The following is an 18421-nucleotide window of genomic DNA, read 5'->3' as shown; positions in this document are numbered from 1 at the left end:
ACGAGGTCGGTCGAGTCTTTTAGGCTGAACCGAATCCTGCTCCCGGGGGTGCGTGTGTCCGAGTTGCGCTTCAGCCTGGCCGACGTGGCCGGAGTGCGGCTCGCCGTGTCGCCGGTCAACGAGACCGTCATGAGCATGTGGGCGCTGGCCAGCCCGGTCCGCTACGCGGTGCACCTGCCCTGGATCGACCGCGCCCGGGTGACCCTGCGTCGTCCCGAGGTCGCCGTCCGGGTCCGACCGCTGGTGGAGTTGACCTGGCGTGGTTGCCCGCTGCCCGACTTCATTACCCCGGCCTCCCGCCCGAACGTGGAGGTGGCCGACCAGCTCGACCAGATCGCCGCGACGCCGCCGGCCGTGGTCGTCCAGGACCTGCTGTCGACCATCGGGCGACGACCGCTGAGCCCGTTCGGGCAGGCGCTGCTCGCCGACCCCCGCGGGCTGTTGCCGCAGCTCGTCGACGCGCTGCGGGTCTGGTACGACGAGGCGATCGCCCCGGATTGGTCGCGGATGCGGGCGTTGCTCGACGCCGACGTGGCGTACCGCGCCGCCCAGCTCGCCGAGAGCGGCGCCGGTCGGTTCTTCGAGCAGCTCCACCCGAGCCTGCGCTGGCTCGGCGACCGGGTGGTCAGCGACGACCCGTTCGAGCGGGACTTCGACCTGCGGGACCGGGGGTTGGCGCTGAACCCGACGGTGTTCTCCGAGCGGCGGGTGCTGTGGAACCTGCTGGAGGACTCGCTACCGGCGGCCGCGTACCCGGTGCGGGCGGTCGGGACGCTCTGGGAGACCGCCGCGCCACCACCGGGCGACCCGTTGGCCCGGGTGGTCGGCTCCGGCCGGGCCGCGCTGCTGTACCTGCTCGACACCGCGACCACCACCACCGACCTGGCCCGACGTACCGGGATGTCCGCCGGGAACGTCTCGGCGCACCTGACCGCGCTGCACGCCGCCGGCCTGGTCGACCGCGCTCGACAGGGTCGGCACGTGCTCTACCGCAACACCGACGCGGCGGCGGTGCTGCTCCGCGCCAGTCGGGGCGGCTGACGTCAGGCGAGCAGCAGGTCCGCGACCGGGCGGCGGTGCCGCAGGCCGGTCTCGCTGGCGCGCAGCTCCGCCGGCAGGGCGAACGGGTCGCCGAGTCGCCCGACGGCGGTGACCACCAGCGGGCGGATGCCGCCGGGCAGGTCGAGTTCGGTGGCGAGGCCGCCCCGGTCGAACCGGGTGAGCTGGCGTACGTGCAGGCCGAGGGCGGTGGCCTGGAGAGTCAGGTGGGCGATCGCCTGACCGAGGTCGTACGCGGCCCGCTCGGCGTCGCCGCCGGTGTGCGCGCCGACGACCAGCGTCGCGGCGTGCCGGGCCCAGCACTGGTCGCTGTCCGGGAGGTTGATCAGGATGCGCTTGAAGTTGTCGTCGTCCCGGTGCCCGAGGGCGAACCGCCAGGGCTGCCCGTTGTCCGTCGACGGCGCCCACCGCGCGGCCTCCAGCAGCGATGCCGCTTCCTGCGGCGTCAAGGTGGCGCTCGGGTCGAAGGCCCTGGGGCTCCAGCGGAAGGCGAGAAGTGGAGTCAGGTCAGCCATGTCGGCAATCGTCCCGTATGGGCGTTTAGCAGCGGAAAGTGGGCTGCGGAGATGTGGGCAAGAGCACCCGTAACGGCACGAAGATCAGGACGTTCCCGCGCTCGGGCTGAGTGCCGGGTCGGGAGTCGGCGGAGCCGCCGTGTCCAGCGGTTCCGCATCCACCACCGGGCCCGCCAACTGCACCGTGGCGGGCGCCGCGCCCGGCGGAGCGGCCAGCCGTAGCGTCCCGACGTCGGTCCGGGCGCCGGTCGGCGTGCCGTCCGGGTCGTAGCAGTAGATGCCGACGTCCAGCGGCGCGTTGAGCGAGGCGGAGGTGGAGTCCACCGAGTAGCAGGCGCCGGTGAGGCCGTTCGGCGTGGTCGCCACGGCCACCGCGAGCGGCGCGCGCCGATCCGTCAACACGTCCAACCAGTCGGTGAGCGGATGCTGGATCCGGGGATCCAGCCGGCGCGGGATGGCGTCGTCGCGATCGCCGAGGCGTACGCAGCGCGCCGGCTCCGGGTGGCCCGTCGAGGGCAGGGCGCACTGGAACAGCCCGTCGGAGGTGGCGGACAGCGAGACGTCGGCGGTGCCGCCGAGCGCCCCGCCCGGCACGTCGACCCGCCAACTGCCGTCGTTCGCGCTGGTGAACACGATCGTGCGGTCGGGCTGGCCACTCCGGCTGAAGACGTACTGCGCCACCAGGTGGCGATCCTGCGCGGCGGCGGCCAGGGCGGCCAACTCGTCACGGGTGCCGTCCACCTGGACCGGGCCGGGATCGGCCGGCGGCGGAGGCGGGGGCTGGGCGCTGTCGCAGGCGACCAGGGCTACCGGCAGAGCGAGCACGAGCGGTCCGAGCACGCGGCCGGCCGGGCGGAGGAGGACGGGCACCGGCCCATTCTGGTGGGTGCGGGGCACCTGTGGGCAACGGCGCACAGGGGCCGCCTCCCGGCGTGTCGGGGCAGTTTGTCCGCGTACCCCTGGCCTCTCCCGGACCTGGCCACGCGCGTCGGCCGGACGGCCGCGCGGGCCGGATGGTGGGATCACCCGACCCGCCGTCGTGACCCGCCGGATACGCTCAGGGGGTCTGACACGCGCCGCCGGCCCCGGTTCCGGCGGCGTCGGCACGCTCAGGGTCGCTGGGAGGGAGTGCACCGTCGTGGCACTCGTGGTGCAGAAGTACGGCGGGTCCTCCGTCGCCAACGCCGAGCGGATCAAGCGGGTGGCGGAGCGCATCGTCGCCGCCCGCAAGGCCGGCGACGACGTGGTGGTGGTGGTCTCCGCGATGGGGGACACCACCGACGAGCTGCTCGACCTGGCCAACCAGGTCAGCCCGCTGCCGCCGGGCCGCGAGCTGGACATGCTGCTCACCGCCGGGGAGCGGATCTCCATGGCCCTGCTGGCCATGGCCATCCACAACCTGGGGTACGAGGCCCGCTCGTTCACCGGCTCGCAGGCCGGCGTGATCACCACCTCGGTGCACGGCCGTGCTCGGATCATCGACGTCACCCCGGGGCGGCTCAAGGGCGCGCTCGACGAGGGTTCGGTGGTCATCGTGGCCGGCTTCCAGGGCGTCTCGCAGGACACCAAGGACGTCACCACGCTGGGCCGGGGCGGTTCGGACACCACCGCCGTGGCGCTCGCCGCCGCCCTGCACGCCGACGTCTGCGAGATCTACACCGATGTGGACGGCATCTTCACCGCCGACCCGCGGATCGTGCCCAACGCGCGGCACATCAAGGACATCACCTACGAGGAGATGCTCGAGCTGGCCGCGTGCGGCGCGAAGGTGCTTCACCTGCGTAGCGTGGAATACGCCCGCCGGGCGGGGTTGCCGATCCACGTCCGTTCGTCATACTCGACCAACACCGGCACGATGGTCACCGGATCGATGGAGGACCTTTCCGTGGAGCAGGCACTGATCACCGGGGTCGCGCACGACCGCAGCGAAGCCAAGATCACGATCGTCGGCGTACCTGACGAGCCGGGTGCCGCCGCGCGGATCTTCGACACGGTCGCCGGCGCCGAGATCAACATCGACATGATCGTGCAGAACGTCTCCACCGAGGGCACCGGCCGGACGGACATCTCGTTCACCCTGCCCAAAGCCGATGGTCCGACCGCGATGGCCGCCCTCAGCAAGATCCAGGAGCCGGTCAAGTTCAAGGGCCTGCTCTACGACGACCACGTCGGCAAGGTCTCGCTGATCGGCGCCGGCATGCGTTCGCACCCCGGGGTCGCCGCCGGTTTCTTCGCCGCGCTCGGCGCCGCCGGGGTCAACATCGAGATGATCTCCACCTCCGAGATCCGGGTCTCCGTGGTCTGTCGGGACACCGACCTCGACGCCGCCGTCCGCGCCATCCACGACCAGTTCGAGCTGGGTGGCGACACCGAAGCCGTGGTCTACGCCGGGACGGGTAGGTAGCGCCGATGACGGCGCTGCCCACCCTCGCCGTGGTCGGAGCGACAGGTGCCGTCGGCACCGTGATGTGCGAGCTGCTCACCGGGCGACGCAACGTCTGGGGCGAGATCCGGCTCCTCGCCTCCGAGCGGTCGGTCGGCAAGCGGGTGCGCTGCCGGGGCGAGGAGATGGTCGTCCAGGCGCTGACCCCGGAGGCGTTCGACGGGGTCGACGTGGCCATGTTCGACGTGCCGGACGAGGTCTCCGCCGAGTGGGCGCCCATCGCCGTCGAGCGGGGCGCGATCGCCGTCGACAACTCCGGCGCCTTCCGGATGGACCGGGACGTCCCGCTGGTCGTTCCGGAGATCAACCCCGAGCAGGTCCGCAACCGGCCCCGGGGCATCATCGCCAACGCCAACTGCACCACCCTCGCCATGATCATCGCGGTCGCGCCGCTGCACCGCGAGTACGGCCTGCGGGAGCTGGTGCTCGCCTCCTACCAGGCGGTCTCCGGGGCCGGCCAGGCCGGTGTGGACATCCTGCACGACCAGCTCGCCAAGGTCGCCGGCGATCGCGCGCTCGGCTCACGCACCGGCGACGTCCGTCAGGCGGTCGGCGACGACCTCGGCCCGTTCCCGGCGCCGCTGGCGCTCAACGTGGTGCCCTGGGCGGGCTCGTCCGCCGACGGTGGCTGGTCGTCGGAGGAGATGAAGATCCGCAACGAGTCGCGGAAGATCCTCGGCCTGCCCGATCTCAAGGTCAGCTCCACCTGCGTCCGGGTGCCGGTGGTCACCGCCCACTCGGTGGCCGTACACGCCGTCTTCGCCACCGAGGTCGACGCCGAGGGCGCCCGCGAGGCGCTGCGCAACGCGCCCGGCGTGATCGTGGTCGACGACCCCGCAGCAGGCGAGTTCCCGATGCCGATCGACGCGGTCGGCACCGACCCGAGCTGGGTCGGCCGGATCCGCCGCGCCCTGGACGACCCCCGCGCCCTCGACTTCTTCGTCACCGGCGACAACCTCCGCAAGGGCGCAGCCCTCAACACCGCCCAGATAGCCGAACTCCTAGCCAAAGAACTCCGCACCCCCTAACCCCCCTGGCGCTGCTCCCCGCGCTCCCCGCGCTCCCCGCGCTCCCCGCGCTCCCCGCCGCTCCCCGCCGCGTCGATCTTGCACTTTCTGTCGCCGCATAAGGAGTGAAGGCGACAGAACGGCAACCGAAAGTGCAAGATCGACGCGCTCCAGCGAAGGCCGGGGGCCGGGGGCGGGGGGCTGGGGGTGGGGTTAGGCCGCCGCTAGGTGGACTCCGTCTCGGCCTTGGCGTTTTACCGCGTACAGGGCCTGGTCGGCTCTTCTCAGGGTGCGGTCGGGGGTTTCGCCGGGGCGGGGGAGTGCGACGCCCACGCTGATCGTGCGGCCGGTACGGCGGGCCGCCTCGGCCAACCGCTCGGCGATCCGGACGGCCTCCTCCGGGCGACTCACCTCGATCACCGCGACGAACTCGTCACCGCCGATCCGGTACAGCTCGTCGCCGTGCCGCAGCGCGCCCTCCAGCGCCCGCGCCAACCCGACCAGCACCTGGTCGCCGGCCTGGTGCCCGTACGTGTCGTTGACCGTCTTGAAGCCGTCCACGTCGATCGCCAGCAGAGCCGTACGCCCCGGGGTGGCCGCCGCGATCCGCTGCCCGAACGGGCCGGTGTGCCGCAGCCCGGTGAGCGGGTCCGAGCTGGCCTGCTCCCGCAGTCGGGCGAGCGTACGCAGCCGGTCCAGGCTGGTCCACGCCTGCCCGGCGAGCAGCTCCATCAGGCTGACCGTGGTGGGGTCCGGGTGCAGGGCGCGGCCGTCGGCGACCAGCAGCACTCCGTCGGCGTCCGCCGGTCCGACCGGCACGGCGACGAGCGTACGTACCCCCGCCCGGGTCAGCGGTTGATAGTCCTCGGTCGGGGGATGCCCGGCCTCGCCCAGCGTGTATCCGGCGCCGTAGCGGTGTGCCCGTTCGACGATGCGGTCCAGGGCGGCCGGGCCCGCGCCGGCCAGCTCGGCGCGGATCCGGGTCTCCAGTTCGTTCGACGCAGCCGGGGACGGGCCGAGCTGGCCGCCGACCAACAGCACCGCGGTGGAGAGGGTGGACACCTCCCGGGCGGCCTCGGTCGCCGCGCTGACCACGGCCGCCTCGGTGGGGGCGGCGGACAAAGCCGCGGCGTGCCGGAGCAGCTTCTCGCTGCGGCTCTCGGACGGCGGGCCGCCCAGCGTGGTGATCCGCGCCCCGAGCCGGGCCGCCAGCCGCTGCGCGGTCTCCCGCCAGGGCCGCAGGTCGACCGGGTCACTCCACTGCAGGTCCAGTACGCCGATCACCCGGCCGCCCGGGTCGCGTACCGGAACGCACAGCTCGGTCGTGACGTCGGGGCGTACCGGTAGGTAGTCCGGGTCGACGGTGACGTCCGGGACCGCGGCGGCGGTGCCGGTGGCATACACCCGGCCGACGATCCCGGTGCGTGCCGGCACGGTCGCGAAGACCTGCCACGCGCCGGTCGCCGCCACGCACCGCAGCCGGTCGTGGGCTTCGAGCAGCACCGAGATGGTGGCCGGGGTGTGGTGGGACAGTGCGCTGACCGTCCACCGACAGGCTTCCGGCGCGCTGGACGCCATCGACAGGCGGACGGTGACGTCACGGATGACTCGCTGATGATCCACTCGCACGTCGTTCCAGGTAGGGGAGGGGCTGGATCAAGCGTACTCACGTTTTCCGGAGGGGCTTCCGGCTTCGTACACATGTGCTATCCACAGGCTGTGGACGGGCCTGTGGGTAAAGGTGCCGGGCGATAGCGTGGGGGTCCCGACGTCCTGGAGGCGAGCCGATGCTCATCGCGCACATCAGCGACCCGCACCTGACCACCGGTCTGCTCGCCGCCGAGCCCGCCGCCGGGCTGCACCGGGCGCTCGGCCGCGTGCTCGCCCTGAACCCGCGACCGGACTGCGTGGTCATCACCGGCGACCTGGCCGACCACGGCCGACCCGACGAGTACGCGGCGCTGCGGGAGTTGATCGGGCGGTTCCCACTGCCGATCTACCTGACCACCGGCAACCACGACGACCGCGAGTCGCTGCTCGACGCGTTCGGCGGCGCGCCCTGGCTCGGGGACGGGTTCTCCGCCTACTACCACGTCAACCACGAGGCGGCGACCATCGTGGTGCTCGACTCGCTCGTTCCCGGCAGCGACGCCGGCCAGCTCGGCGAGGAGCAGCTCAGCTGGCTCGACGGGGTCCTCGCGGGCCGTCCGGAGGTGCCCGCCATCCTCTGCCTGCACCACCCGCCGGTCGCGGTCGGCATCCCCGCGGCCGACGCCATCCGGCTCGCCGACGGGCCCGCCCTGGCCGAGGTGATCGGCCGGCACCGGCACGTCGTGCGGGTCGTCGCCGGGCACCTGCACCGCACGGTCACCACGGGGTACGCGGGCACCGTGCTCACCGTGGCGCCCAGCACCTGGAAGCAGAGCACCCTCACCATGGCCACGGACGAGGTGATCGGCTGGGTCGCCGAGCCGAGCGCCTTCCTGCTGCACCGGATCGAGCCGGACGCCTGCGTGACGCACACCGTCCAGGTCAGCCACTCGGCCGGGCAGACCTGCGGCTTCTGAGGTAGCCGCCATGCTCGTCTGGTACGTCGCGTACGGGTCGAACATGCACGCCGCCAGGCTGGCCTGGTACATCGGCGGCGGCTGTCCACCCGGTGGCCGGCGCACGTACCCGGGTTGCCGCGACACCCGTCCACCGAGCCGGTCGGCTCCGGTCTGGATGCCCGGCGGGATCTACTTCGCGGGCGAGTCCGGCGCGTGGACCGGCGGCATGGCGTTCTACGACCCGCAGCTGCCGGGTGAGGCTGCCGCGCGGGCCTACCTGGTGACCATCGACCAGTTCACCGACATCGCCGCCCAGGAGATGTACCGCCCACCGGGCGACACCGCCGACCTGCTCCCGGCGACCGGCGCGGCCATCGACGCGGCCGTCACCCACGGACGGGCGACGCTCGGTCCGGGACGCTACGAAACCCTCGTCTGCCCCGGTCGGCGTGCCGACATCCCGATGCTCACCTTCACCGCGCCCGAACCGGCGTCCGCCGTGCCGCACCGGCCACCGGCGCCGGCCTACCTGCGCATGATCGCTCAAGGGCTGCACGAGTCACACGGTTGGCCGGCCGAGCGGATCGTCGACTACCTGGCGCGGCGACCCGGAGTCGTCGACGGCTGGCGGCCCGAGGCGGTCGCCACACTGGTCGCCGAGGCGCTCACCGTGGTCGGCTGATTCCGTCCCCTCTGGACCTTCGACCGACGCTGTTTCGCCACCGGTCATCGATTGTTCGTTAGGTGGACCTGGTCCGACGATGGGCATTTCCGCAGCTCTCACGCTCAGCCCGACGCGTCGGTCGCGATCCGTCGCTCGACTCGACCGGCCGCCGTCCGGATGAGAGGCTGTCCGGGCGGGAGGCGTTTCGCAACCGTGGCCGACCCTTTCCGACGGTGTCGGTCGGCGGCCCGGTCGACCCACAGGCCGGGCACCGCACGCGTCGATTCTCACGAGGAGTTCCATGTCCGTACCCGGGATGCGTCGGGCCGCTGTCGGCCTGACCGCGCTCGCGGTGGCAGCGCTCGGCGCGGTCGCCACCACCCCCGAGCAGGCCGACGCGCGACCGAAGCCGGTCGACGTCACCCTGCTGGCTCTCAACGACTTCCACGGCAACCTCGAACCGCCGAGCGGCTCCAGCGGCACCATCGCCGGCCAGACCGCGGGCGGCGTCGAATACCTCGCGACCCACCTGGCCGAGCTGCGCGCCGCCGCGAAGAAGACGAACACCATCACCGTCGCCGCCGGCGACCTGATCGGCGCGTCGCCGCTGCTCTCCGCCGCGTTCCACGACGAGCCGACCATCGAGGCGCTGAGCATGGCCGGTCTGGACTACGCCAGCGTCGGCAACCACGAGTTCGACGAGGGCGCCGCCGAGCTGCTGCGCATCCAGAACGGTGGCTGCCACCCGGTGGACGGCTGCGCCGACGGCACCCCGTACCGGGGTGCCGGCTTCAAGTACCTCTCCGCCAACGCCTTCAAGACCGCCACCGGCAAGCCGCTCATGGCGCCGTACGCGATCCACAAGGTGCAGGGCGTCAAGGTCGGCTTCATCGGGATGACCCTGGAGGGCACCCCGCAGATCGTCAGCCAGCAGGGCGTCGCCGGTCTCACCTTCGCCGACGAGGCGGAGACCGCCAACCGGTACGCCCGCGAGCTGCGCCGTAAGGGCGTACAGACCATCGTCGTGCTCCTGCACGAGGGCGGCGCCCAGGCGGCGACCGGTGGCATCAACGACTGCGTCGGCATGACCGGGCCCATCGTGGACATCGCCAACCGGATGGACCCGTCGATCGATGTGGTGGTCAGCGGTCACACCCACCAGGCGTATAACTGCGACATCAACGGCAAGCTGGTCACCAGCGCCAGCTCCTTCGGCCGCCTCGTCACCGACATCGACCTCAAGATCGACCGGCGCAGCGGCGACGTGATCTCCGCCGCCGCGAACAACGTGGTCGTCACCCGGGACGTCGCCAAGGACCCGAAGCAGACCGCCCTGATCGACCGCTACAAGACCGTGCTCGGCCCGGTCGCCGACCGCCAGGTCGGCGTGACCGCGACGGCACTGTCGGCGACGCAGGAGAACCTGCTCGGCACCTGTTCGGCGCAGGTGCCCAACTCGTGTGGGGAGTCGCCGATCGGCAACGTGATCGCCGACGCCCAGCTCGCCGCAACCGACGACGAGCAGGGCGCGGTCGCCGCGCTCATGAACCCGGGCGGTGTCCGGGCCGCCCTGGACGCCGGACCGGTCACCTACGGAGAGGCGTTCACGGTGCAGCCGTTCGCCAACAACCTGGTGACCCTCGACCTGACCGGGGCGCAGCTCTACTGTGTCCTGGAGCAGCAGTTCGTCACCGGACGGACGCTGTACCCGTCCTCCACCCTGCGGTACGTGGTCGACCTCAACGGCACCAGCGCCACCGCGGCCGACCCGTGCGCCGGCACCCGTGTGGTCCGGGGCAGCCTCACCATCGGCGGCACCGCCGTCGACCCGGCCGCCACCTACCGGGTGACGGTGAACAACTTCCTGGCCGGCGGCGGCGACGGCTTCAGCGCCCTCACCGGCGGCACCAACCAGGTCACCGGCCAGATCGACCTGGACGCTCTGGTGGCGTACCTGACCGCGCAGTCGCCGGTCTCCGCCCCCGCGCTCGACCGTATCCGCACCACCGCCGAGGTTCCCGCCGCCTGACGGCCGACCCCGCGACGTCGGGCCCCGGAGCGGACGCTCCGGGGCCCGACCCGTCCCCGGCGGCCCCGCGCTGCCTGTGCGGCCGGACGCGGTCTGTGCCGCAAGATCACGCTCGATCATGGATGTAGTGGCCTGCGAGTGCAGGGATGCCACTACATCCAGGATCGAGCACGATCAAGCGCGGAGTGCGGCCAAAATCCGCGCAGTATCGGGGATGTTGCCGTCTCCGACGCGGCGGAGGCAGCAGCATCGGTGAAGTTGCGGGGGTGGCCGAAGGGGTGCTCACCGGGCGCGGGGACGCCGGGTTGCTCGCCGGGTCGGGGGGTGCCTGCGGATGCGAGCGGCGCAGCCCGCCGGGCGGGGAGGCCCGGGGCGCCCACGGGTGCGGGTCAGGCGGAGGCGGGTGCCGGGGTGGGCGTGGGCGGAACGATCGTCACGCGGCCGTCCTGCTCGACGGTGAGCAGCCGGCGTAGCGAGAGCGCGATGAGTGAAGCGGCCAGGCAGCCGCCGACGACGACCGCCACCCAGACCATGCCGTTCGCCGCGCCGATGAGCGGGCCGGCGGTCACCGGACCGATCACCCCGCTGATGCCGAAGATCATCGAACTCATGGCGTTGTACCTGCCGCGCAGCTCGTCGGTTGCCAGGGCGTTGGTGAGCGCCGGCATCACCGGCGACAGCAGCGTCTCGCCGAAACCGAAGATCGCCGAACAGGCCACCACGCACAGGGCGGCCACCAGGGCGTTGCCGGTGCTGACGACGCCGGCGACACCGAGGACCAGCCAGGCGGCGGCGAACACCGCCCCGACCACGGCGAGCGCGCCGGTGCGGCTGCGGCCCTCGATCCGGCGGATGACCAGGAGTTGGGCGAGCACGATCGTCACCGTGTTGCCCGCGAGCGCCCAGGCGACGACGCGGGGGTTCACCTCGGCGACCCGTATGGCGTACGCGGCGAATCCGACCTCGACCTGGGCGTACCCGCAGGTGGTGAGGACCAGGCCGAAGATCACGAGCCGGCGGAACGGGCGGTCCCGCAGCACCGTCAGGTAGCCCCCGCTCGACGGCCCGGCGTCGGCCGAGCGGTGACCGAGTCGGTGGCCGACGCCCGGCAGGGTCAGCAGGATCAGGGCCGGCATCAGATAGCTGATCGCGTCCAGCAGATAGATCGTCTGGAAGGTGTCGGGACGCGCCGTGTCGACGATCGCCCCGGAGGTCATCCCGCCGATGCCGATGCCGAGGTTGAGCAGCGCGAAGTTCAGACCGAAGACGCGTTGCCGTTCGCCGTCGTCGGTGAGCGACGCGAGGATCGTGTTCCCGCCGGACCAGATCGCCGAGCTGCCGATGGCGATCACCGTCATCACGAGCAGGGCCGAGCCGGTCGAGTGGACCAGCGCCAGCGAACCGGTGCCGATCGCCTCGATCACCAGGCATGGCACCACCACCCGGCGCGCCCCGATCCGGTCGATCAGCGTCCCGCCCAGCGGTGACAGCGCCAGGGTGACGACGCCGTACCAGCCGATCACCAGTCCGGCGCGGGTGTCGGTGAGCCCTCGCACGTCGGTCAGGTAGATGAACAGGAACGGCAGGGTCAGGCCACGCCCGATCGCCGACAGCAGGGTGCCGAGGAGCATACGGCGGGCTTCTGGACGGCGAGGCAGGGCGCGGCGCAACATGTCCGGCATTCTGTTCGGTGGGTGTGACGCATGCGAACCGTTTTGGACCAACGTCGCGCTGCCCCCGGCGCGGCGTGACCAATGCCACGACGTCCGCCGGTGTCGGCCCGGTCTGCGATGCTGGCCCGATGACCGGCACCTGGCGACACCTGCCCGCGTCCGCCCGCGCCATCGCGGTGACCGCCACGGCAGCCGTCGCCGCCGCCCAGGCCCGCGACGGCCAGGCGTACGACGAGACGGTGGACGACCTGGCGGCCGACGAGCGGTCCGGGCTGGTGCTCGGCACGGTGGTCCGGCTCCTGCTGGAGGAGAGCCACCCGGACGGCTTGGACGGCGACGACATCCGCCAGGTTCTGGCACGCTGCGTGCAGGACGCGGCGCGCTGGCGTTCGGATGTGGACCCGCACGTGGTGCTCGTACTGTTGGCTGGCGCGTTGGGGGTGTACGACCCCGAGGGCGACGACTCGCCTCCCGGCGCGTCCGCCCTGGCGCGGCATGCTCCGCTGCTCGTGGCCGATCTGTTGGCGGTGACGGGTGCGCCGCTGGCCGACTACCTGGCCGCCGCGTTCAGCGAGATCGAGCGCACCGAGCGACACGACTGACGGTGTCCGTCTCCCGACTCGGGGTGCTGTCGGTCACGGTGCTGGCCGTACGCTCCGGCCGTCTGACGACCACAGTTTCCGTCAGGGGTGGGCGTGCGACCTCGACAGAACCGAATCCCGATCTCGTGGCGGGCGGCCAGCCCAACGGTCCGGTTGCTCGCGCTCGTGTCCTGGGCTGTCGGCGTGGTGGTGCTGGCAGCGGGATGGCTCGGGGATCGGGAGGGCTTCTGGTCCGACCGGCCGTTCCTGACGAACGTCGCCTCGTCGCTGGCGACCGCCGCACTCGGGTTGCCGATCGCGCTGGTCGTGATCCAACAGTTGGTCGCCGGTGAGGAGTCGTACCGGCAGGAGTGGTTGGCCAGCGAGGAGCTGATCGAGGCCGTACGGGAGGCCCGTGAGTACGCCGAGGCGCTCACCGCCACCGCACCGGCGGCGGGCCCTGCCGTGCAGGGCATGCACGACGTCAATCTCCAACACGTGATCCTCGGGGCTCAGATGCTGCCGTTCGTGCCCGATCACGCGACGGCGCTGGCCGGGCAGTTGCAACTGCTCGCCGCCACGTGGCCGCTCTACTCGGTGGTCCTCGGGCACCTGCCGGCAACCGTGTCCGGCCTGCGGGACGCCTGGGCGACGGCCGGGACCGCCCTGACCGCTCTGCCGGCCGCGCGGAGGCCAGGGCTGGCCGACCAGATGTTGACCGAGACACACGAACTGGTCGATCGGACGGCCGCCGCCTTCGACCAACTCACATTGGGTGACCTCGACATGGCCTTCCTGCACCGCCTTGTCCGGGAACTGACGCGGGACCGGCCGATTCAGAAGTCCCGGGTGCTGCGGGACGTGCAAAAGCTCGCCCAACTCGGTCCGCCATTGGCGTCCGCGCAGTCGGCGGCAGCGGAACTGGCCGAACGACTGCGGGGTATCGAGGCGTTGATACGTCGATAGGTCGCGGCCTGACGACATACGCAGAGGGCACATCCGATCGATCGGATGTGCCCTCTTACCTCTGGTCGGGGTGGCCGGATTCGAACCGACGACCTCTTCGTCCCGAACGAAGCGCGCTACCAAGCTGCGCCACACCCCGAGGCGTGCCGACAAATAGTAGCCCACCCGCTCCGATGGTCAAACTCGGTACCCCCGCCGCCTGAGCCCGACCGGGATGATCGACTCGCCTTCCCTGAGAGCGCGGTGTCCGGTCCGGGTGGATGGGCCGGTTTGCGGGAAGTCGAGTGGATCAACGTCGAGTCGATCAAGCCTAGCGGGGGATGAGGGTCAGGATGCTCGCCTCCGGTGGGCAGGCGAAGCGGACCGGGGCCGTCGGGTGGGTGCCGAGGCCGGCGGAGACGTGCAGCCACGAGTCCGAGCCGGGCCACCGGTGCAGCCCGCGCGCCATCGAGCGGGGCAGGCCGCAGTTGGTGACCAGCGCCCCGTACCCCGGGACGCAGACCTGCCCGCCGTGGGTGTGCCCGGCCAGCAGGAGGCCGAAGCCGTCGGCGGCCATCTGGTCGAGCACCCGCGGTTCGGGGGAGTGCGTCACGGCGATGGACAGGTCGGCGGAGGACGCCACCCGACCCGACACGGCCGGGTAGTCGTCCCGGTCGATGTGCGGGTCGTCGACGCCGACGAGGTCCAGCTCCCGACCGCCGGCCTTGAGGCTCGTCCGGGCGTTGTTCAGGTCTGCCCAGCCGGCGCCGGTGAAGACCTGGCGTAGCTCCTCGTAGGGCAGCTCGACGCCCTCGGTGTACTCCCGGTCGGGCAGGAAGTAGCTGAAGGGGTTCTTCAGCACCGGCCCGGTGTAGTCGTTGGACCCGAACACGAACGCGCCCGGGTAGTCCAGCAGCGGTTGCAGCGCCCGCAGCACGCCCGGCACCGCCCCGGGGTGCGCCATGTTGTCGCCGGTCACCACCACCAGGTCGGGGTCGAGGGCGGCCAGCGACGCCACCCAGCGCTGCTTGCGCGCCTGGTCGGGCATCATGTGCAGGTCCGACAGGTGCAGCACACGCAGCGGCTCCGCGTCGGCCGGGAGCATCGGCACGTCGTACCGCCGCAGGGTGAACATGTTGCGCTCGATGAGCGACGCGTACGCGAGGGTGGTCGCTCCAACCGCTGCGGTTCCGGCGGCGAGGCGGAATAGTGTGCGCTTTCGCATGGCGTTCAGGGTAGTTTGACCGTCCATGAGCACGCTGAAGGACCGCCTCACCGCCGACATGCGTTCCGCGCTCAAGGCGCGCGACGAGCTGACGACCTCCACGCTGCGGATGGCCCTGGCCGCCGTCGGCACCGCCGAGGTGGCCGGCAAGGCCAAGCGCGAGCTCACCGATGACGAGGTGCTCGCGGTGTTGACCAAGGAGGCCAAGAAGCGCCGGGAGGCGGCCACCGCCTTCGCCGACGCGGGCCGCGCCGAGCAGGCCGCCAAGGAGACCGCCGAGGGCGAGGTGCTGGACCGCTACCTGCCCAAGCAGCTCTCGGATGCCGAGCTGACCGACCTGGTCGCGGGGGCGCTCGCCGCGGGCGGCTTCACCGGGAAGGCCCAGATGGGCCCGGCCATGAAGGCGGCCCAGGCCGCGGTGGCCGGCCAGGCCGAGGGGGGTCGGGTGGCCGCCGAGGTACGGCGACAGCTCGGCCTCTGATCCGCCACGCGGCTCCGGTTCGACCCAACGCAACGGGCGGGCACCCCCGAGAGAGGGTGCCCGCCCGTTCGCAGGTGTCGCCGGGCCTCAGCCGCCCGGACGGTTACCGGGTCGGCCGGGCGGGTTGCCGGGCTGCCCCGGCTTGTTGCTGTCCGGCGGAGTGCCGCCGGCGCCGGTGCTGATCTGGATGGTGACCACGCCGCCCTTGATGGTGCGCCCGTCCGGGCTGGTGCCGGCGGCAGTGCCCGCCGGGCAGGACGACGCCACCTTCGTTTCGGACACGACCGGCTCGAAGCCCGCGCCCTTGATCCGGGACTTCGCGGTGTCGACCGGCTGGCACTTCACGTCGGGGATGCTGCGCTGGTCACCCTCGGAGATCTTCTGGCCCGGGGGTTCGAAGTTGACGCGCGGTTTGTTCTTCATGGCGTCCCGCAGCGTCTCGTACACCGGCGGGTTGATGCCGTCCTTCTCGGAGTGCTTCATCTTGACGTTCGTCTGCGGCCAGTCCGGGTCGGCCATGATGCCGGCCACCGCGTACTGCTTGGTCATCGCGACCAGCGCGGCGGTCTTCTCGGAGTCGGTGGTGCCGGACTTGCCGGCCACCGGCGCGTCGACGATGCCCTTCACCGCGGCGGCCGTACGGCTGCTGCCGCACTTGCTGGTCTTGGAGTTGTCGCCGACCGGGCAGCGGGCGGCGTCGACGGCGGCGCGGGCCACCTCGGTGCTGAACCGCTTCTCGCAGCGCGGGTTGGCGATGTCCAGCTTCTTGCCCTCCGGGTCGCGGATCTCCTGCACCGGGATCGGCTCGCAGTACTTGCCGTCCGCCGCGAGGGTCGCGTACGCGTTGGCCAGGTCCAGCGGCGTGGTGGAGGAGACGCCCAGGGTGAAGGCGCCCCACTGGTGGGCCGCATCCTTGGTGGCGGCGAACTTGGCGTCGTTGCTGGCCCGGAACTGGATGCCGGCCCGCTTGGCGACGTCGACCACGTTCTCCGCGCCGACCTGCTGCTGTAGCGGCACGAAGTAGGTGTTGACCGACTGGGCGAACGCGGTCCACATGTTCTGCACGCCACCGGCCTTCTTGCCGGAGTTGGTCGGGCAGTAGAAGTGGGTGCCGGGGCAGGCGGCCTCACTGCTGCTGTCGATGATGTACTCCGACTTGAACTGCTGCGGCGCGTTCATCGAGTAGCTGAGCGGGATGCCCTTCTCCAGGGCCGCCACGATCGTGAAGATCTTGAAGGTCGAGCCGGCCTGGTAGCCGGCGATGCCGTCACCGCCAGTGAGCAGCGGGTTGACCGTCGCCGGGTAGTTGCCCTTGATGCCCCGCTTGCTCTTCGCCGGATCGCTCGAGATCTTGTTCTTCGGGTTCTTCGGATCGTCCAGCTTGAACTGCCGGTTGACCGCCAGCGCCCGCACCCGGCCGGTGCCCGGCTCGACCACGGCGACCATGGCGGCTTCCTTGCTGTTCACGCTCTTGGCCTTGCGGACCGCCTTGTCCGCGCCCTTCTGCGCCTGCACGTCGATCGACGTCACAACGGTGTAGCCGCCGCTCTTGAGCCGGCGCTCACGGTCGTACGGCGTCGAGCCGAACGTCGGCTGCTGCATCCACCAGCGGTAGAAGTAGTCGCAGAAAAAGCCCCACTCGTTGACGTTGGTGGCGACGCAGCCGTTCGGGGTGCGCTTGTCCTGGACCTTCAGCTTGACCGCCTTGGCGGCGTCCGCCTCCTGCTGGGTGATGGCCTTCGTGTCGACCATGTTCTGGATGACGTAGTTACGACGGTCCAGCGCCAGCGGGTAACCGCTCTTGGTGGTCGGGTCGTTCGTCGTCGGGGCCTTGACCATGCCGGCCAGCAGCGCGGCTTCCTCGATCTTCAGCTTGCTCGGCGGCTTGCCGAAGTAGACCTGGCTGGCCGCGTAGATGCCGTACGCGCCATTGCCGAACGAGGCGAGGTTGAGGTAGCGGGTCAGGATCTCGTCCTTGGAGAACTCCTTGTCGACCTGCAGGGCGAGGCGCATCTCGCGGAGCTTGCGGGCGCTGGTGTCCTCGGTCGCCGCCACCACGTCGGCCGGGTGGGTGGCCGAGTAGGCGATCGCCAGCCGGACGTACTGCATGGTCAGCGTCGAGGCGCCCTGGCGGCCGGCGCTCTCGTTCTGGTTGTTGACGAACGCGCGGGCGACGCCGTTGATGTCGACGCCGTTGTGCTTGTAGAAGTCGTGGTCCTCGGCCGCGATGATGGCCTTGATCATGTACGGCGAGATGTCGGCGTGCTTCACGTCGCGGCGGTTCTCGTCGTACATCGTCGCAAGCGGTGTCTTGCCGTCCGAGGCCAACAGGTAGCTGATCTGTGGCGCGCGGGCCACCGTCAGCTCCGTTGGCAGGTTGCCGAATGTCTCGGCGCCGGCCTTCGCGGCCAGTCCGGACATCGCCACCGCGGGGAAGGCCGCCGCAGCGACCACCACGCCAGCCAACAGGCCACATATGAGCAGCGATGCGGCGTTGGTCAGCACATTGTGGTCACGTTTCCGCATCCAGGTCACCTCGGCATGGTACGCGAGTAGGGAACGAGGGGCACCTGGGCGTCTTTCCCCATTTCCTGCGCGCGCTGCCCTCGTTGTGCTAAACGCATGACCCCCGGTACGAGGTTGCGTGTGATCGGCGTGAGTCTCCTCCGTTCGGTAGAGGCGGCGCAGCGTTTTCGTGGACCTCGGCGGGGTAACCGGCGGTCGAGAGCCCGGGAAGCCGGGAGTGTCCGGAATGATGGATTTCGCCGACAACGTTGCGTAATCGGTCGACTACGGAGCATGATGATGGCGGCGACAGCGCCACATGTCGTCCGCGCCGCCTTGGGGAAGGCGAGCCGGGCGATCGGGGGGAAATTGCCGGCTGCCGTGCAACGAGGTCGGTAGGTACTGCAAGGGGGGACGAGTACACATGGGCATGATCACTGACTGGCCGTCGCTGGCGGCGTGTCAGAACGGGGACCCGGACGCGTTGTTCGTACAGGGCGCCGAACAGAACGTGGCCAAGCGGATCTGCCGGAGCTGCCCAGTTCGGTACGAGTGCCTGGCCGACGCGCTGGACAACCGGATCGAGTTCGGTGTGTGGGGCGGTATGACCGAACGGGAACGCCGAGCGTTGCTGCGTCGTCACCCGCAGGTGACGAGCTGGCGCAAGATGTTCGAGGCAGCGATGAAGAAGAACAGCAAGGACCAGGCCGGCAAGGACAAGATCCTGGTCACCGCGGCAACCTGA

At 71.2% G+C, this 18421-nt stretch carries 16 protein-coding genes and 1 tRNA gene; 10 read left to right on the top strand and 7 right to left on the bottom strand.

From position 1 onward, the window contains the following. Positions 1 to 54: 54 nt before the first annotated feature. Positions 55 to 1041, top strand: a complete 987-nt coding sequence (locus ACQP0N_RS31590; RefSeq protein WP_433116200.1) for a MarR family transcriptional regulator — start codon at positions 55 to 57, stop codon at positions 1039 to 1041. A 2-nt stretch (positions 1042 to 1043) separates the two neighbouring features. Here the strand turns inward: ACQP0N_RS31590 and ACQP0N_RS31585 are convergent, their stop codons facing one another. Both ACQP0N_RS31585 and ACQP0N_RS31580 read right to left on the bottom strand, forming a co-directional pair. After that, a complete protein-coding gene (locus ACQP0N_RS31585) occupies positions 1044 to 1574 on the bottom strand; it encodes a nitroreductase family protein (RefSeq protein ID WP_433116198.1) in 531 nt (176 codons plus the stop codon). Positions 1575 to 1658: 84 nt separating this feature from the next. Next, positions 1659 to 2444 (bottom strand): hypothetical protein, encoded by a 786-nt coding sequence (locus tag ACQP0N_RS31580; RefSeq protein ID WP_433116196.1) that lies wholly within the window; start codon positions 2442 to 2444, stop codon positions 1659 to 1661. Between the two features lie 268 nt (positions 2445 to 2712). On the opposite strand from ACQP0N_RS31580, the gene ACQP0N_RS31575 reads away from it, so the two are divergent. Both ACQP0N_RS31575 and ACQP0N_RS31570 read left to right on the top strand, forming a co-directional pair. Continuing rightward, on the top strand, positions 2713 to 3978 hold the full coding sequence (locus ACQP0N_RS31575; RefSeq protein ID WP_354856481.1) for an aspartate kinase: 1266 nt from the start codon (positions 2713 to 2715) through the stop codon (positions 3976 to 3978). A 5-nt stretch (positions 3979 to 3983) separates the two neighbouring features. Further along, positions 3984 to 5045 carry an aspartate-semialdehyde dehydrogenase gene (locus ACQP0N_RS31570; RefSeq protein WP_433116194.1) on the top strand — a complete coding sequence of 354 codons (1062 nt, stop codon included), beginning with the start codon at positions 3984 to 3986 and terminating at the stop codon, positions 5043 to 5045. Between the two features lie 192 nt (positions 5046 to 5237). Here the strand turns inward: ACQP0N_RS31570 and ACQP0N_RS31565 are convergent, their stop codons facing one another. After that, positions 5238 to 6647 (bottom strand): diguanylate cyclase, encoded by a 1410-nt coding sequence (locus ACQP0N_RS31565; RefSeq protein WP_433116192.1) that lies wholly within the window; start codon positions 6645 to 6647, stop codon positions 5238 to 5240. A 164-nt stretch (positions 6648 to 6811) separates the two neighbouring features. Between ACQP0N_RS31565 and ACQP0N_RS31560 the strand changes: the two genes are divergently transcribed. The 3 genes from ACQP0N_RS31560 (at position 6812) to ACQP0N_RS31550 (ending at position 10266) form a co-directional block, all read left to right on the top strand. Further along, on the top strand, positions 6812 to 7591 hold the full coding sequence (locus ACQP0N_RS31560) for a phosphodiesterase (RefSeq protein ID WP_433116190.1): 780 nt from the start codon (positions 6812 to 6814) through the stop codon (positions 7589 to 7591). A 10-nt stretch (positions 7592 to 7601) separates the two neighbouring features. Then, positions 7602 to 8255, top strand: coding sequence for a histone deacetylase (locus ACQP0N_RS31555; RefSeq protein WP_433116188.1), 654 nt, complete (start codon positions 7602 to 7604; stop codon positions 8253 to 8255). A 283-nt stretch (positions 8256 to 8538) separates the two neighbouring features. Beyond that, entirely contained in the window at positions 8539 to 10266 is a 1728-nt protein-coding gene (locus ACQP0N_RS31550) for a bifunctional metallophosphatase/5'-nucleotidase (protein WP_433116186.1), read from the top strand. 389 nt (positions 10267 to 10655) lie between these two features. Here the strand turns inward: ACQP0N_RS31550 and ACQP0N_RS31545 are convergent, their stop codons facing one another. Next, positions 10656 to 11939, bottom strand: coding sequence for an MFS transporter (locus tag ACQP0N_RS31545; protein ID WP_433116184.1), 1284 nt, complete (start codon positions 11937 to 11939; stop codon positions 10656 to 10658). Between the two features lie 128 nt (positions 11940 to 12067). Here ACQP0N_RS31545 and ACQP0N_RS31540 point away from each other — a divergent pair, with 128 nt between their 5' ends. Both ACQP0N_RS31540 and ACQP0N_RS31535 read left to right on the top strand, forming a co-directional pair. Next, on the top strand, positions 12068 to 12541 hold the full coding sequence (locus ACQP0N_RS31540; protein ID WP_355052542.1) for a hypothetical protein: 474 nt from the start codon (positions 12068 to 12070) through the stop codon (positions 12539 to 12541). 93 nt (positions 12542 to 12634) lie between these two features. Next, a complete protein-coding gene (locus tag ACQP0N_RS31535; protein ID WP_433116182.1) occupies positions 12635 to 13486 on the top strand; it encodes a hypothetical protein in 852 nt (283 codons plus the stop codon). 62 nt (positions 13487 to 13548) lie between these two features. Here ACQP0N_RS31535 and ACQP0N_RS31530 read toward each other — a convergent pair. After that, positions 13549 to 13625: transfer RNA gene (locus tag ACQP0N_RS31530), tRNA-Pro, on the bottom strand. A gap of 171 nt (positions 13626 to 13796) precedes the next feature. After that, positions 13797 to 14690, bottom strand: a complete 894-nt coding sequence (locus ACQP0N_RS31525) for a metallophosphoesterase (RefSeq protein ID WP_433116180.1) — start codon at positions 14688 to 14690, stop codon at positions 13797 to 13799. A 25-nt stretch (positions 14691 to 14715) separates the two neighbouring features. Here ACQP0N_RS31525 and ACQP0N_RS31520 point away from each other — a divergent pair, with 25 nt between their 5' ends. Then, positions 14716 to 15171, top strand: coding sequence for a GatB/YqeY domain-containing protein (locus tag ACQP0N_RS31520; protein ID WP_425730834.1), 456 nt, complete (start codon positions 14716 to 14718; stop codon positions 15169 to 15171). 87 nt (positions 15172 to 15258) lie between these two features. Here ACQP0N_RS31520 and ACQP0N_RS31515 read toward each other — a convergent pair whose 3' ends face one another. Then, positions 15259 to 17697, bottom strand: a complete 2439-nt coding sequence (locus tag ACQP0N_RS31515; protein ID WP_433116178.1) for a penicillin-binding protein — start codon at positions 17695 to 17697, stop codon at positions 15259 to 15261. Positions 17698 to 18100: 403 nt separating this feature from the next. Between ACQP0N_RS31515 and ACQP0N_RS31510 the strand changes: the two genes are divergently transcribed. Continuing rightward, entirely contained in the window at positions 18101 to 18421 is a 321-nt protein-coding gene (locus ACQP0N_RS31510; RefSeq protein ID WP_355052537.1) for a WhiB family transcriptional regulator, read from the top strand.

Origin of the sequence: Micromonospora sp. CA-246542, assembly GCF_050942905.1 — a bacterium.
GTDB lineage: Bacteria > Actinomycetota > Actinomycetes > Mycobacteriales > Micromonosporaceae > Micromonospora.
The sequence above is the reverse complement of the archived record's forward strand: the minus strand, read 5'-3'. Positions and strand labels throughout refer to the sequence as shown.

Coding starts and splice junctions, on each gene's coding strand:
- ACQP0N_RS31540 (WP_355052542.1), top strand. CDS start 12,068: ATGACCGGCACCTGGCGACACCTGCCCGCGTCCGCCCGCGCCATCGCG.
- ACQP0N_RS31545 (WP_433116184.1), bottom strand. CDS start 11,939: ATGTTGCGCCGCGCCCTGCCTCGCCGTCCAGAAGCCCGCCGTATGCTC.
- ACQP0N_RS31570 (WP_433116194.1), top strand. CDS start 3,984: ATGACGGCGCTGCCCACCCTCGCCGTGGTCGGAGCGACAGGTGCCGTC.
- ACQP0N_RS31525 (WP_433116180.1), bottom strand. CDS start 14,690: ATGCGAAAGCGCACACTATTCCGCCTCGCCGCCGGAACCGCAGCGGTT.
- ACQP0N_RS31585 (WP_433116198.1), bottom strand. CDS start 1,574: ATGGCTGACCTGACTCCACTTCTCGCCTTCCGCTGGAGCCCCAGGGCC.
- ACQP0N_RS31555 (WP_433116188.1), top strand. CDS start 7,602: ATGCTCGTCTGGTACGTCGCGTACGGGTCGAACATGCACGCCGCCAGG.
- ACQP0N_RS31520 (WP_425730834.1), top strand. CDS start 14,716: ATGAGCACGCTGAAGGACCGCCTCACCGCCGACATGCGTTCCGCGCTC.
- ACQP0N_RS31510 (WP_355052537.1), top strand. CDS start 18,101: ATGGGCATGATCACTGACTGGCCGTCGCTGGCGGCGTGTCAGAACGGG.
- ACQP0N_RS31515 (WP_433116178.1), bottom strand. CDS start 17,697: ATGCGGAAACGTGACCACAATGTGCTGACCAACGCCGCATCGCTGCTC.
- ACQP0N_RS31560 (WP_433116190.1), top strand. CDS start 6,812: ATGCTCATCGCGCACATCAGCGACCCGCACCTGACCACCGGTCTGCTC.
- ACQP0N_RS31550 (WP_433116186.1), top strand. CDS start 8,539: ATGTCCGTACCCGGGATGCGTCGGGCCGCTGTCGGCCTGACCGCGCTC.